General features: G+C 60.3%; 12 protein-coding genes. 3 read left to right on the plus strand and 9 right to left on the minus strand.

Annotation, left to right across the window (positions count from 1 at the left end; all coding sequences use genetic code 11):
• The first annotated feature begins 211 nt into the window (after positions 1-211).
• Positions 212-604 (plus strand): response regulator, encoded by a 393-nt coding sequence (locus NLY33_RS14375; RefSeq protein ID WP_023700015.1) that lies wholly within the window; start codon positions 212-214, stop codon positions 602-604.
• A gap of 186 nt (positions 605-790) precedes the next feature.
• Here NLY33_RS14375 and NLY33_RS14380 read toward each other — a convergent pair whose 3' ends face one another.
• From NLY33_RS14380 to NLY33_RS14390, 3 genes are all read right to left on the minus strand, one after another.
• On the minus strand, positions 791-967 hold the full coding sequence (locus tag NLY33_RS14380) for a hypothetical protein (RefSeq protein ID WP_023700016.1): 177 nt from the start codon (positions 965-967) through the stop codon (positions 791-793).
• Positions 968-1,159: 192 nt separating this feature from the next.
• The gene (locus NLY33_RS14385; RefSeq protein WP_023668023.1) at positions 1,160-1,396 is read right to left on the minus strand and encodes a DUF6894 family protein; all 237 of its coding nucleotides are present in this window, start codon (positions 1,394-1,396) and stop codon (positions 1,160-1,162) included.
• 19 nt (positions 1,397-1,415) lie between these two features.
• Positions 1,416-2,255, minus strand: a complete 840-nt coding sequence (locus NLY33_RS14390; protein WP_245260969.1) for a Crp/Fnr family transcriptional regulator — start codon at positions 2,253-2,255, stop codon at positions 1,416-1,418.
• A gap of 268 nt (positions 2,256-2,523) precedes the next feature.
• On the opposite strand from NLY33_RS14390, the gene NLY33_RS14395 reads away from it, so the two are divergent.
• Positions 2,524-5,895 carry a DEAD/DEAH box helicase gene (locus tag NLY33_RS14395; RefSeq protein WP_050590861.1) on the plus strand — a complete coding sequence of 1,124 codons (3,372 nt, stop codon included), beginning with the start codon at positions 2,524-2,526 and terminating at the stop codon, positions 5,893-5,895.
• Between the two features lie 70 nt (positions 5,896-5,965).
• On the opposite strand, the gene cyoD is transcribed toward NLY33_RS14395, so the two are convergent.
• From cyoD to NLY33_RS14420, 5 genes are all read right to left on the minus strand, one after another.
• Entirely contained in the window at positions 5,966-6,376 is a 411-nt protein-coding gene (cyoD, locus tag NLY33_RS14400) for a cytochrome o ubiquinol oxidase subunit IV (protein ID WP_023668026.1), read from the minus strand.
• Entirely contained in the window at positions 6,373-7,059 is a 687-nt protein-coding gene (locus NLY33_RS14405) for a cytochrome (ubi)quinol oxidase subunit III (protein ID WP_023681134.1), read from the minus strand. The genes cyoD and NLY33_RS14405 overlap by 4 nt, the downstream gene beginning before the upstream one ends.
• Entirely contained in the window at positions 7,056-9,056 is a 2,001-nt protein-coding gene (gene cyoB, locus NLY33_RS14410) for a cytochrome o ubiquinol oxidase subunit I (RefSeq protein WP_023704618.1), read from the minus strand. Before cyoB ends, NLY33_RS14405 begins: the two co-directional genes overlap by 4 nt.
• Before the next feature lie 2 nt (positions 9,057-9,058).
• Entirely contained in the window at positions 9,059-9,988 is a 930-nt protein-coding gene (cyoA, locus tag NLY33_RS14415) for a ubiquinol oxidase subunit II (RefSeq protein WP_245260970.1), read from the minus strand.
• A 231-nt stretch (positions 9,989-10,219) separates the two neighbouring features.
• Positions 10,220-11,110 (minus strand): MBL fold metallo-hydrolase, encoded by an 891-nt coding sequence (locus tag NLY33_RS14420; protein ID WP_023668030.1) that lies wholly within the window; start codon positions 11,108-11,110, stop codon positions 10,220-10,222.
• Between the two features lie 299 nt (positions 11,111-11,409).
• Here NLY33_RS14420 and NLY33_RS14425 point away from each other — a divergent pair, with 299 nt between their 5' ends.
• Complete coding sequence (locus tag NLY33_RS14425) at positions 11,410-12,567, plus strand: hypothetical protein (RefSeq protein WP_023704619.1); 1,158 nt, start codon at positions 11,410-11,412, stop codon at positions 12,565-12,567.
• Positions 12,568-12,636: 69 nt separating this feature from the next.
• Here NLY33_RS14425 and NLY33_RS14430 read toward each other — a convergent pair whose 3' ends face one another.
• Positions 12,637-13,158 carry a ferritin-like domain-containing protein gene (locus tag NLY33_RS14430; protein WP_023704620.1) on the minus strand — a complete coding sequence of 174 codons (522 nt, stop codon included), beginning with the start codon at positions 13,156-13,158 and terminating at the stop codon, positions 12,637-12,639.
• Positions 13,159-13,199 lie beyond the last annotated feature (41 nt).

Raw genomic sequence — 13,199 nt, forward strand, 5'->3', positions numbered from 1 at the left:
CGGCTACAACCTGTAATTCAGCCTCATTGTCCAAGGCTGTCGAAGCAGCTAAGCCGGTGTCGGCCTTTTCCAGGGTGGCTTCCCGACGTCACAAGTCCGCCGCGCAATCGAGGCAGCGTAGAGCTTCGATAACCAACAGGCTGCTGCGCGTCAGATGGAACCAAGTTGACGCCGAACTCGTATTAGCGGTGGCGGCTTGGGGAGATTCCGGATGAGCGAAGGTGCTGTTCTGATCGTCGAAGATGAGACAATGATCCTGCTCGACCTCGAGTCAGCTTTGGAGGAGGCCGGCTTCCAGGTCGTCGGCACTCGGAGTGCCGCCGACGCGCTGGCGGCTTTCGACCCCGATCCGACCAAGTTCAAGGCCGTGCTCACGGACATCCGTCTGGGAGCAGGACAGTCGGGGTGGGAGGTCGCTCGGCACTTGCGAAGGTCCAACTCGACCATCCCGGTTGTCTATATCAGTGGCGACAGCGCGGTACACTGGGGAGCGGAAGGCGTGCCCAACAGCATAATGATCACCAAGCCCTTTTTTCTGCCGCAGATCATAACTGCCGTTTCTCAACTTTTAAACGCGCAGCAAGGTGCAGAAACTCACCTCTAGGAATCCGACCGCGGCTCCACGAAACCACCGAACATTCTTTCTTCGGCCAATCGGCGCCGTCCCCGCGTAAAGCGTTCGCGTCTGCTTCGGTCAAATGTCGGCGGCCTCAACCAGATGTCGACCTCAGCTCCTTTCCCTCGCCACCGGCTCGCATCCACTCGGAAGCCCTCCCGAAAGCAGGGGCGCTCATTGGTTGAGCTTTCGGTCGAGTTCGTCAAGCAATGACCGATGCTCGCTGGGCATGTCCGTATCTGTCGGCAGATCCAGCAACTGGCGAAGCTGGCGACGATTGGCGTCCGATGAAATCCACTCCCGTATGAGGCGGGCTATGACCTTTTGTTGTGCCTTGCCGATTTCTTCCATGTTAGATTCCGAGCTTGTCCGTTGGACGAACTCGGCGGCTCTTTGATGGTTCCCCGTCCTGTACACAAATCGAGGCACAATCTATGGGTTAATGCATGTCGCTCAAAAGTGGCCCTGGTTTTGAGACACGACATGCCAGTGGATGTTTGCAGTCCCAGTCCGCTCGCCTAACGCTGCGCGTAGGGTGCAAATTTATACGTTCGATTTTACCCGAAGCGAGAGGCTTAGCCGCAAAATCTTGGCGCCATTTTCATCGCGCACTTCGATAAACAATTGCTGCCCGTCGACGCTCTTCAGTGACTCTCTCGTGAGGTCGACAAGGCCCTCGAATCCCGCGCGGCGGACCTCCTCGAGGCCAGCGCATTCGACACCTATTTCGTCCTCGAAGATGAGATCGCCATCGCCGCTGTCGAAGAAAAATCGTGCCATCGGAGAGCTTCCGTCACTGCTAATCTGCGGGGTTCCTTTGGTGCAGGTAGGTCGTGTCGAAATCTCCTGCGTGAGTGAGGCCAGCCCAGTCCAGTGCGTGAACTTTTGATCCCGAGGTGGCAATGAGACCTCTGCGTCGTAGTTCCTGGAGCATCCGGTTGACGTGGACCGTGGACAAACCCAGTGCATCGCCAAGGGCCGCCTGTGTAATGGGAATATCCGCCACGTGATCCTCAATGCGCCCCATAGAGCGCAAGCGAAAAATCAGTTCGCACAGGATGTGAGCCATGCGGGTGTATGCCTCGCGTCTTCCCACATTGATGACCCACTCCCTGTAAATCGCGGCATCTATCAACGTCGACCGCCAAAAAGCGGTGGCGATGCGAGGGTGCTGGTCGCAAACGGCACGCAGGGTGTCATGCCGCATGAAACCTATTCGCGCCGGCGTAAGGGTCGAGAAGTTACAATCCATGACCGACAGATGCAGCCCATGCAGATCAGGAATGTCGCCGGCGACGAAGAATGATGTGATTTGTCGCTTTCCTTCGCCCGTATGTTTGGTGGAACCGACCAAGCCATCAAGAACGACAAACGAGTAAACAGGACGGTCGCCCTCACGCACCAGATCGTGGTTGGCCGAATATTCCTTCTCCTGGATCGGAATGCCTTTCAGAACGCCGATGTCGGCCTCTCGAAGATCCGAGATGGTCTGAAGCTTGCGAATGAGTACATCCGAGGATGAGGTGGGGAACAAATTGACTACCTGGCTGATGTTGGTGATCGAACTATTATCCGCGCCAAAAGTTCCGACTGGCATGGGGACATATGCGCGGCGGCAGAAAGCGCCGCCGTGCGGCATGGTCCCATGCCTGGAGCGTTTTGCCAGCGTCGAGGGTGGTTGAAGATCCCGGAATGATCCAAGCACCAGTTTTTTAGGACAGCCATAGGTGAGCCAGGCAGCAATGCATTAACCTATGACATAGGCTCGGTTAGAAATTGTCCCGCTGGGCAGCCAGCCCCAGGAGTTCGCCGATCACGGCGCAGCTTTGACCCAGTCGCTCCCCCCAATTTCAAGGGCTGCACCCGCAGCCAGTCCTGGAACTCTTTGATGCGCCACCAGGAACGGGGTGGCTCCGCTGACGTTGTCTCAGTGGCAAGGTGAGATTTCAGTGAACAGGCATATTTCGCGGACGGATGTCGAACAAATCGATCACACGGATGACAGCGGGTTTGCGATAGGGCACGGCGGACCGCCATCCTCAGCAATCGCGGTAGCGCTGGCCCGTGGCCTGGAGACCAGTCGGGACAAACACATCATCCATATAGCTCCCTCGGAACGCAGTGCCGAGGAGATCGCCGGCGCCTTGCGTCAGTTCCTGCCTGACGCGGATATCATCTTGCTGCCGTCCTGGGATTGTCTGCCCTACGACAGGGTATGGCCCACACGCGCCAATATGGGGCGAAGGCTTCGCGCGTTGCGTGAGATCGCAACGAAGCCGGATCGCCCGCGCATCGCTGTGATGTCGCTCGAAGCCATTCTGCAGCGGGTGCCGCCTGCTCCGGTCATCGCTGGCGGTTTCACAATTCTGGAGGTGGGACAAAAGCTCGACCGTGACGATTTCAGAACCAGGTCCGAAGCCATTGGCTATGTCGTCGACGAGAGGGTCGACGAACCGGGTGAGATAGCCTTTCGGGGCGATCCCATCGATATTTTTCCTGCTGGCGCGGACGGCCCCGTTCGCATCATCGTTGGTCCCGATGCCTGCATCCGCCAGCTCAAGACCTACGACCCGCTCAGTCAGCTCAGCAATCAGGTTCGAGACTCGATTACGGTCGGACCGGCATCCGAGCTGATCTTTAAAGCTGGTGAGCATCCTGAGTTGACAGCGATGCGCGCGACGTCGATGGAGGAGCGCCTGGTCGCATCGTATGGCGCTATGCCATCCGTCTTCGATGCGGCATCCAGCGCTTCGATCTCCTTCCTTGAAGGGACCGACGGGCAGCCGCTCGGCAGAATTCTGGATCTGGTCGAGGATGCACGTCGTGCCAGGCAGGAGGCAGCCGGAACGAAAAAACCTTTGCCGGGACGATTTTACCTATCCCGTGAAGAGTGGGACGCTGCTCTGCTTAACCGCTGCTGCGTGAGACTTGCCGTTTCTGCCGTGGGAGTTCCCAAATTCTTCCGCCAGGCCCGACCCGGGCATGATTTCGCGGAATTCGTCACAAGGCAGACGAGCGCCGGAGTCAGAGTAGTGTTCACCGGCGATGCCTCTGAATTGCAGCGAGCAGATCGCCTGCTCGATAGGAGACTAGGCCGGCGGGCAGAGGAAGCGGCCGACTTGCCGCAAATCCTTTCGGCCGCAAGGGGCTCTCTTCTCAAGGCTGAATTCGTCCTCGACGAAGGGTTTGTCGACGCGCAATCCAATATCGCCGTGGTGGCCGCATCCGACCTGTTTGGTCCCGCGTTGAAGGCGAACGGGAGCGCGACCACGGGCATACTCGAACCCGAGTTGCGCATTGGCGATGTCGTCGTCCATGAAGACCATGGCCTGGGCGTGCTCGCCGCGGTCGAACAGGTCGAGTTGGCTGGCCAGCAACAGGATGTCGTCAGACTGGAATATCATGGCGGGGCTTCCTTGCTGGTTCCGGTCGACGACTTTGGACGAATATGGCGCTACGGCTCGGAACCGGAGGCAGTGTCCCTTGATCGCCTCAACGGCGAGGGCTGGCCGAAGCGACGCGAAGCTGCGTTGCGCGAGATCGACAGGCTGGCCAAACGCCTCTTGAGTCTTGCCAAAATCAGGTCCAGTCAGCCTGCCGAGATCATAAAGCCCTCCCGCACGGACTTGGCCCGTTTTGCGGCGAGATTTCCCTATACGGAGACGCCCGACCAAGCGGCCGCCATCCGCGCTGTGCTCGATGATCTTTCGTCGGGAAGAACAATGAACCGGCTCGTCTGCGGCGATGTCGGCTTCGGCAAGACAGAGGTCGCCCTGCGTGCTTGCGCCGCCGCCGCTCTCTGCGGGAAACAGGTTGCTATCATAGCACCGACAACGGTGTTGGCACGACAGCACTATGAGACGTTCAGCCGCCGCTTCGCAGGAACCAGCCTGCAGGTCGCCCACCTTTCTAGGATGGTCGGGGCAGCGGAGGCGAGAGCGGCAAAAGAGGGTCTGCGGAGCGGCCAGGTTGCGGTCGTTGTGGGTACTCAGGCCCTGACGTCCAGGAGCGTCACCTTCGCCAATCTTGGACTGCTGGTGATCGACGAGGAGCACCGGTTCGGGGTCAAGTTGAAGCGCGCGCTGCGGACCATGGCGCCTCGCCTCCATACGCTGAGCATGACCGCCACACCGATACCCCGGACGTTGCAATCGGCGTTGTCAGGCATCCAGGACGTCAGCGTTCTAAACTCTCCGCCCGCCAAAAGACGTCCCGTTCGCACGATCTTGGCAGCGTTCGATCCAGCATCGGTGCGCGCGGCCCTTCTGCGTGAATTTCACCGGGGTGGACAGAGCTTTTTCGTGGTCCCGCGGATCGAGGATATTGCCCAGGCCTGTGACCAACTGAACAGACTGGTGCCGGAACTCGGGGTCAAGACGGCGCATGGTGAAATGAAGGGGAGACAGCTGGACGAAGTCATGGTCGGATTCGCCGACGGTGATGGCGACATTTTGTTGAGCACCGACATCATCGAGAGCGGCCTCGATGTGCCGCGGGCCAACACCATCATCGTTTGGCGCCCCGACCGGTTCGGTCTGGCGCAGTTGCACCAGTTGCGGGGCCGGGTCGGAAGGGGGGCGGTGCAGGCCGTAGCGTTTCTTCTGACCCAACCTGGCGTTGAACTGGCCGAAGGCACCAAGGCCCGGCTTTCGACGATGCTTGCGCTCGATCGGCTCGGCTCCGGCCTGGCAATCAGTCAAAGAGACCTCGACCTGCGTGGCGCCGGAGATCTTTTCGGCGAAGACCAGGCCGGGCATATGAAGCTGATCGGAGTGGGCTTGTACGAGCACTTGCTGGAGCGGGCGGTCTCGGCGGCTGGCGGAGGGGCCGACTTCGGCAAGCAACTTGCCGAGATCAATGGCTCGGGAAAGGGGGCTTTTCCCGAGAGCTATGTCGACGAGCCTACGGTGCGCGTTGGCCTCTATGCGCGGCTCTCCCGCATCCGTTCGGAGCCGGACCTCGATACATTCAGCGAAGAGCTCGAGGACCGCTTTGGAGACATGCCTGGCGAAGTAGCCCTTTTGCTGGAATTTACCAGGTTGCGAATAGCAGCGTCGGAATTGGGCGTCGGCAAAGTCGATGTGGGTCCCGAGGCCATCGCGATCACCCCTCGGAACAAGCCGTCCGCGTCCCAATGGCGGAACAGCAAGGCGTTGGGCCTGGACTACCGGAACGGCCGCCTGATTTTCAGGCCGATCCAGCCCAGCGTCTCATGCATCGATGCGGTTCGCTTAGCGCTTGATGCCCTACGCGCAGCCCAGCCAAAGCACGAGATCTGACGAGCCTTTTGTCTCCTGGGGCCATCGGTGCGAATGGCGCTGCGGGCGGCCGTGCGTTCGCGGGTAGCGTTCAAGGCATGGTTCCGGCTTGATGGGGTGTCATGGCAGCCATGTTTTCATTCAGATGGGCCATGATCCAGATAGAGCCCAGAACCACCAGCGCGACGATCAGCACGCCGAAGGCCAGCGCCAGGATGTTGTTGGTGTTGTCCGGCCCGGTGGTCAGGTGCAGAAAGAAGACAAGATGCACGCCCATCTGCGCAACAGCGAGCACCACCAGGGCCGAGATGACCGCGGGCTGGTAAATCAGATCGGTTCGCGCCGCCAGGAATGACGCGATCGTGAGCAGGATGGCCAGCCCGAAGCCGAGCACATAGCCCGAGAGGCCCCCAGCCGTTTCGTGCTCGCTTATGTGTTCCTCGCCCGGCGCTGAATCGCGGCGGTCCTGCAACTCGCCGGTCTTGCTCTCGAACTCGGTCATGACGATGCTCCCAGCAGATAGACCAGGGTGAAGATGGCAACCCAGATGATGTCGAGGGCGTGCCAGAAGAGCCCGAAGCAGTGGAGCCGCCGCAAGATGTCGGGCCGAAAGCCCTTGACCCACAGCTGCGCCATCATCGTTCCCAGCCAGAGCAGGCCGAGACCGACGTGGGCACCGTGGCAGCCAACGAGCGCAAAGAAGGCAGAAAGAAATGCGCTGCGCGAGGGGCCTGCCTGCTCGCCGATCATTGCCGCGAACTCCTGTAGTTCCAGGAACAGGAACGCTGCCCCGAGCAACCCCGTGACGAGAAGCCAGAACTGCGTGGCAGCCATTGATCTGCGACGGGTGGCGAGTGTTGCCACGCCGCCGGTGAAGCTCGAAGTGAGCAGAAGGCCCGTCTGGACCGCAACCCGTGTCGGTTCGAACAGATCCTTGCCTGTCGGTCCGCCGGCGGTTGCCTTGGCGAGCACGGCGTAGGCGGCGAAAAATGCCGAGAACATGATGATGTCGGACAGGAGAAAGATCCAGAAGCCGTAGGTCACCGTGACGAACTTTGAGGCCGGGCCGCCTTCTCCGTGGCCCGTCGCAGAGCGCACCGCATGCCGACCGGTGTGATTAAGCCGATACGGGTCCCGTGCCTGGGTGCCGGCGCTGATGTCGCCGGAGAATGCGTGATCGCTCATGCCGGGCGCTCCCACCCGCGCAGCCAGGCAAACTGGGCTGCCTTGTGGTCATGGTCGATGCGGGCGACCTCGTCGACAGGGATCTCGTAGTCTCCATGATCGCGCCAGGCGAATACGACGAAGGTTGCGTAGGCGCCGATGAAGCCGACGATCGCCAGCCACCATATATGCCAGATCAGCGCGAAGCCGATCAGTGTGCTGAAGAAGGCGGTGACGAAGCCAGTCGGGCTGTTGCGAGGCATCTCGATCGGCTCATATGCCTTTTCCTCGTCCGAGCTCTGTTCGATCCCTCGTTGCTTGATGCTCCAGTAGGGCTCTTCGTCTTCCACGTGAGGCAGCCGTGCATAATTGAAGACAGGAGGAGGGGAAGATGTCGACCACTCCAGCGAACGCCCGTCCCACGGGTCGCCGGTTTCGTCGCGAAACTTGTCGCGATGCCGGATCGAAACGAAAAGCTGTGTGATCTGCAGCGCCGCGCCGGCGATCATCACCACCACGCCGAAAGCGGCCACCACCAGCCACGGTGCCCAAAGGTCCATATCGATATGTTGCAGGCGCCGCGTCATGCCGAGCAGACCGACGATATAGAGCGGTACGAAGACCAGCATGTAGCCGGCCAAGGTGACCCAAAATGCCGCCTTTCCCCAGCCTTCGTGCAAACGGAAGCCGAACGCCTTGGGGAACCAGTAGGTGAAGCCGGCGAATGCTCCAAACAACACGCCCGAGATGATGACGTTATGGAAATGCGCGACGAGGAAAAGGGAATTGTGTAGCACGAAGTCGGCCGGCGGGACGGCAAGCAGGACGCCAGTCATGCCGCCGACGGTGAAGGTGGTCACGAAAGCCAGTGCCCAAAGCATCGGCGTGTCGAAACGAACGCGCCCGCCATACATGGTGAAGAGCCAGTTGTAGATTTTCACACCGGTTCCCACGGCAATGACCGACGTGGCGATGCCGAAGGCGGCATTAACGTCCGCTCCGGCACCCATGGTGAAGAAGTGATGCAGCCAGACCATGAACGAGACGATGCAGATGAACATCGTGGCCGCGACCATCGAACGGTATCCGAACAGCGGCTTCGATGAAAAAGTCGAGAAAATCTCGGAAAAGATTCCGAAGGCGGGAAGCACCAGGATGTATACTTCGGGATGGCCCCACGCCCAGATCAGGTCGACGAACATCATCTGATTTCCACCGGCTTCGTTGGTGAAGAAGTGGAAGCCGAGGTACCGGTCCAGCGTCAGCATTGCGAGCGTGGCGGTAAGGATCGGGAAGGCTGCGACAATGAGCAGGTTGGACGCGAGCGAGGTCCAGCAGAACATCGGCATTCGCAGATAGCCCATTCCCGGCGCCCGCATCTTGAGGATGGTCGTCACCAGGTTGACACCGGTGAGCAGCGTGCCGACGCCGGAGATCTGGATCGCCCACAGATAATAATCGACACCGACGCCCGGCGAGTAGGTGGTTTCCGACAAAGGGGCATAGGGCAGCCAGCCGGTGCGCGCGAACTCGCCGATCACAAGCGAGATGTTGACCAGCAGGGCTCCGGAAGCCGTCAGCCAGAAGCTGACGGAATTGAGCGTCGGAAAAGCGACATCGCGTACGCCAAGCTGCAGCGGCACGACGAAATTCATCAGGCCGATCATGAACGGCATCGCGGCGAAGAAGATCATGATCGTGCCGTGCGCGGAAAAGATCTGGTCGTAATGCTCCGGCGGGAGGTAGCCCGGCCCGTGAATCGCCAGCACCTGTTGTGTGCGCATCATGATAGCATCGATAAAACCACGAAGAAGCATGAGCATCGCCAGCACAATGTACATCACGCCGATGCGCTTGTGGTCGACCGAGCTTATCCACTCGCTCCACAGATATGGCCAGTACCCCTTCACCGTTATCCAGCCAAGCACGGCGGCTGCTGCCAGAAAGACGCCAAGGGCTGCGCCGAGGGGGATGGGTTGATCGAAAGGAACGGCCGACCAGTCGAGCTTGCCCAGCATCGTCATTCTGCGCCTTGTGGATGATGGGTCATCGTTGCCGCCGCCGCGGGTAATGCCCTTGGGCTCACCTGTGGCTCGCCGCTGGCTGCGCTCTCAGCAGGCCCCGGACCCGGTGGGAGCGTCTGCTGAACGACCGCTTCGAACAGCCCAGGCTGGACATGACCGAAGGAAGCCGGCGCCACATTTGTGCTTTGCCGGGCGAGTTCGCGATAGGCGTTGGCGTTGAGCACGCCGCCCCCGCCACGCAGCGATGACGCCCAGCGGGTGAAGGCATCGGCTGAAACCGCGCTCACACTGAAATTCATATCCGAGAAGCCGTCGCCGCTGAAGTGCGCCGACTGGCCGAAAAAGCTGCCCTCGCGGTCGGCCTGCAGATGCAATTCGGTCTGCATGCCGTTCATGACGTAGACCATGCTGCCAAGCTGGGGCACGAAGAACGTGTTCATCACGCTGGCCGAGGTCAACTTGAAACGCACTGGAACACCGGCGGGGATAACCAGTTGATTGACAGCGCCCACGCCCTGCTCGGGATAGAGGAACAGCCATTTCCAGTCGAGCGCCACCACCTGAATGTCGAGCGGCGGCTGGCTAGAAGGGATCGGTTTGCGCGGATCGAGCTGATACGATCCGTAGTAGATCAGACCGCCAATGAACAGGATGGTGAGCGTCGGGATCGACCAGACGATCAACTCCACGCGTCCCGAATAGGTGAACTCCGGGTTATAGCGGGCGTTGCTGTTCGAGGCGCGGAACTTCCAGGCGAATGCCAGAAGCGCAACAAGCGTGGGAACAACGATCACCAGCATCACCGCCAGCGAGTTCAAAAGGATCGTGCGGTTGCCGACGCCAATTGGTCCTTGGGGATCGAGCACTCCCCCCGCGCAACCGGGGAAGAATGCGCCTCCGAGGATACAGAGCAGTTGGCGTGTCAACTTAGGGCTGGATGGCAACAACACCGGTTCTGCAATCTCTCTTTGCGGGAACGCGTGCTAGGGGCATGCGTTCATCGGGTTTCCATCTGAGCCTCCCCATGGCGCGGAACCTCGCGGCACTTCGCAGGGTGTCGCCCCTAAGCGAGTGCCCCAACTGTCGCCGGCTGGGTTTGTTCCGCTGGACGAGTTACTCTGTCCGATGTCCCGCGTTGGACCAATCCGACCATAATTTCAGAACGATGGCGGCTCGATTGGCCTAGCTATCGGCGACGCTGGCTCGCGCACGAATTTCAATTTCGGCGGGACGGCGAATACCCTGAACCGCTCAGCCAGGTTGTCGAGAGCCTGACGCATGCCCACTCCCGCAGCAGCCGCGCCGTGCCCACTGATGACCATCTGGGGGCCCAAGGCAGCCAGATGCTTCACGGACCTTTCCGCTGCATCCCAGTCTGGCGTGAAATAGCGCGGCGGACCGTGCATCTCGAGATCCTGAATGGCGACTTCATAGACCGACTCCTGACCGGTGGTGATGAAAGCGTCTCCTACGATGAGCGAGCGGTCTTGCTCGCGCCAGAGCGAGATATGCCCAGGGGCATGTCCGGGTGTGTGCAGCCATTGCCATCCGGGCATTCCGGGGATCGATCCATCGGCGGGCAAGGGTTGCAAACGGCTGCCAAGATCGATTGGCCCGCGTGGAAAAAGCGGTGAAAGCAGCGCCATCAGTCCACCCCCAACCCAGGGATCCGGTGGCGGATAGGATGTGGTTCCGTCCAAATAGGGGTGCTCGAGTGGATGGGCGAAGACAGGCACGTCCCAGCCATTTGCGAGTTCTAGAACCGTTCCCACATGGTCGAAATGGCCATGGGTCAGGATGATTGCAGCCGGCCGTGCGTTGACGCCGAACCGCTTTTCCGCGACCGCTAGAATGCTGCTGCGAGACGTCGGCAACCCGGTATCGATCAGCACCCAGTTCCGATCTCCGCTGCCCGGTGCGCCGAAGAACACGACATTGACGATTGCTAGCCGCAAGTAACCCAGGTCCGGTGCGATGCTCCAAGCGCCGTCGCCACGATCCTCGCGCCTGGCGTGGTCGATCTCGGAAAGTCGAATCTGAACGGTCATGTGATCCCATGCCTCTGTTGTTGCCGAGCAGCCGCTCGAGTGGATGATGGCGGCTGTACATCGCCCCGAACTTGGGACGGGCCTCCTTGTTCCTCATTTGCACGCGGCGCCCCGACAGTTCACCACCGGAACAAAGGCTCTACCAATGGGTTCGGCACTACCCGGCCACGCAAGGACGAGCTGGACTGAGCAACGAACATGGGGCGCGCCCGACTGAATTCGGTATTTCGCCAACGCGGTTCCCGGTCCGGACAAGGCGGCCGAGTTCGAAGCCGATTGCCCAAAGGAGACTTCGAAAAATGAGCGAAGTGGGACGCCAGACGGAGGCCTCGGTTCCGGAAGCTTCGCGCTTCGCCAGTTTTTTCATGGCAGGCTTTGAATGCTCCTCGCACCGGCGCAAGGACGGCGTTCGCCTCGATCTTATTCGTGCGACCTCGCATAATTTGCATGCCCTGGGCGACTACCGCGGCTGCGCCGAACTCGGCCTTCGCACCATCCGCGACGGCCTGCGTTGGCATTTGATCGAAACCGCTCCCGGAACCTATGACTGGTCAAGTTGGGCGCCAATGGTCGAGGCAGCCCGATCGGCAGGTGTTCAGGTAATCTGGGACATCTTTCACTACGGATCTCCGGACCATGTCGATCAGGGCTCGCTGCATTTCATCGACGCCTATGCCTCGTTCGCGGCAGAAGCCGTCAAGGTACACCGTTCGATCACCGGAACATCGCCTCTGTTGTGTCCCATCAACGAAATCTCCTTTTTCGCATGGGCTGTCGAGGTCGGCTATTTCCCGCGCGTGGGGCCGAACAAACGTGGATGGTTCAAGCGGCACCTCGTCAAGGCCGCCATCGCGGGTGTTCGTGCAATGCGGGAGATCGACCCCGCCTGCAGATTTGTCTGGGCCGAGCCGCTTATCCATATCGCCCCTCGCGACCGGACCCGCAGCGAACGGCGCCGGGCCGAAAACGCCCGACAGGGGCAGTTCGAAGCTTACGACATGTTGCTGGGCCGCGTCGAACCTGAGTTGGGCGGGAGCGAAGATGTTGTCGATGTCGTGGGCTTGAATTTTTACCCGCACAATCAATGGTACGTAAACGGGCCGACGATTCCGATGGGACACCACGAGTACCGCGCCCTGTCGGAAATGTTGCTAGAAGTTGCTCATCGATACGGCAAGCCGATGTTCATTGCGGAGACCGGTTCCGAGGGATCCGGCGGGCCGGCTTGGCTCCACTATGTCTGCGACGAGGTGCGTTCCGCAATCAGTCTCGGAGCGCCGGTCGAGGGTATTTGCCTGTACCCGATAACGGCCTACCCGGGCTGGGACAATTCGCGACATGCCGAGGTTGGTTTGTTTTCCGTCATCCAGGCTGATGGCAGGCGACACCTGCGCAAACCCACAGCAGATGAACTGGCCCGTCAGCAAGCTCTTCTCGTGGCGGACACGACGCCTTGAAGAGGCCTCAAACGAGGGAGGGGCGGGCGAGCGTCTGTTTCGAAACGCCGCCCGCGCCGGTGCGGTGCATCAGCTTTTTGCAGTCGCCCCGGCCTCGCGCAACCTGGCATACCGCATGGTAACGTCGCTCAGATTTTCCTTGAGCCAGTTGGCCATGGCTTCCTCTTCGTTCAGGTTCTGCTTGAGGGCCCTTTCAGCATCCTGGAAGCCCCCGGCGTCGGCCAGTACCAGCAGCGACTTGTAGGCAGCAATCTCGTAGTTCTCGAATGCGAAATTCGCCAGGCTGTTCTTGATGATCTCGTCGCCGGCCATCGAATGTCCAATGGCGGCCACGCTGCCAACCATCGACAAGGCGGTGTCCTTGAGGGTGGAGTGCTCCTCGCCAAGGCCCTCCAGGACGGACTCGAGTCTCGTGATCTGGCCTTCGGTTTCCTGAATGTGCCGGCGCAAGCGATCGGCCACCTCCGGATAGTTCTCTATACGCTCGACCTGAGGCTTCATGATCGACAGCGCTTGATTTTCCATGGCGTGCGCGTTGCGCAAGCCGACGATAAATATCTCACGGCTTTCCGAGTTGAAGTTTGTATCCATCGAGTTTCTCCTTCTGATACCCGCCCGATCTTCCGTCTTGA

The sequence above is a fragment of the Mesorhizobium sp. C432A genome, assembly GCF_030323145.1.
Lineage (GTDB): Bacteria > Pseudomonadota > Alphaproteobacteria > Rhizobiales > Rhizobiaceae > Mesorhizobium.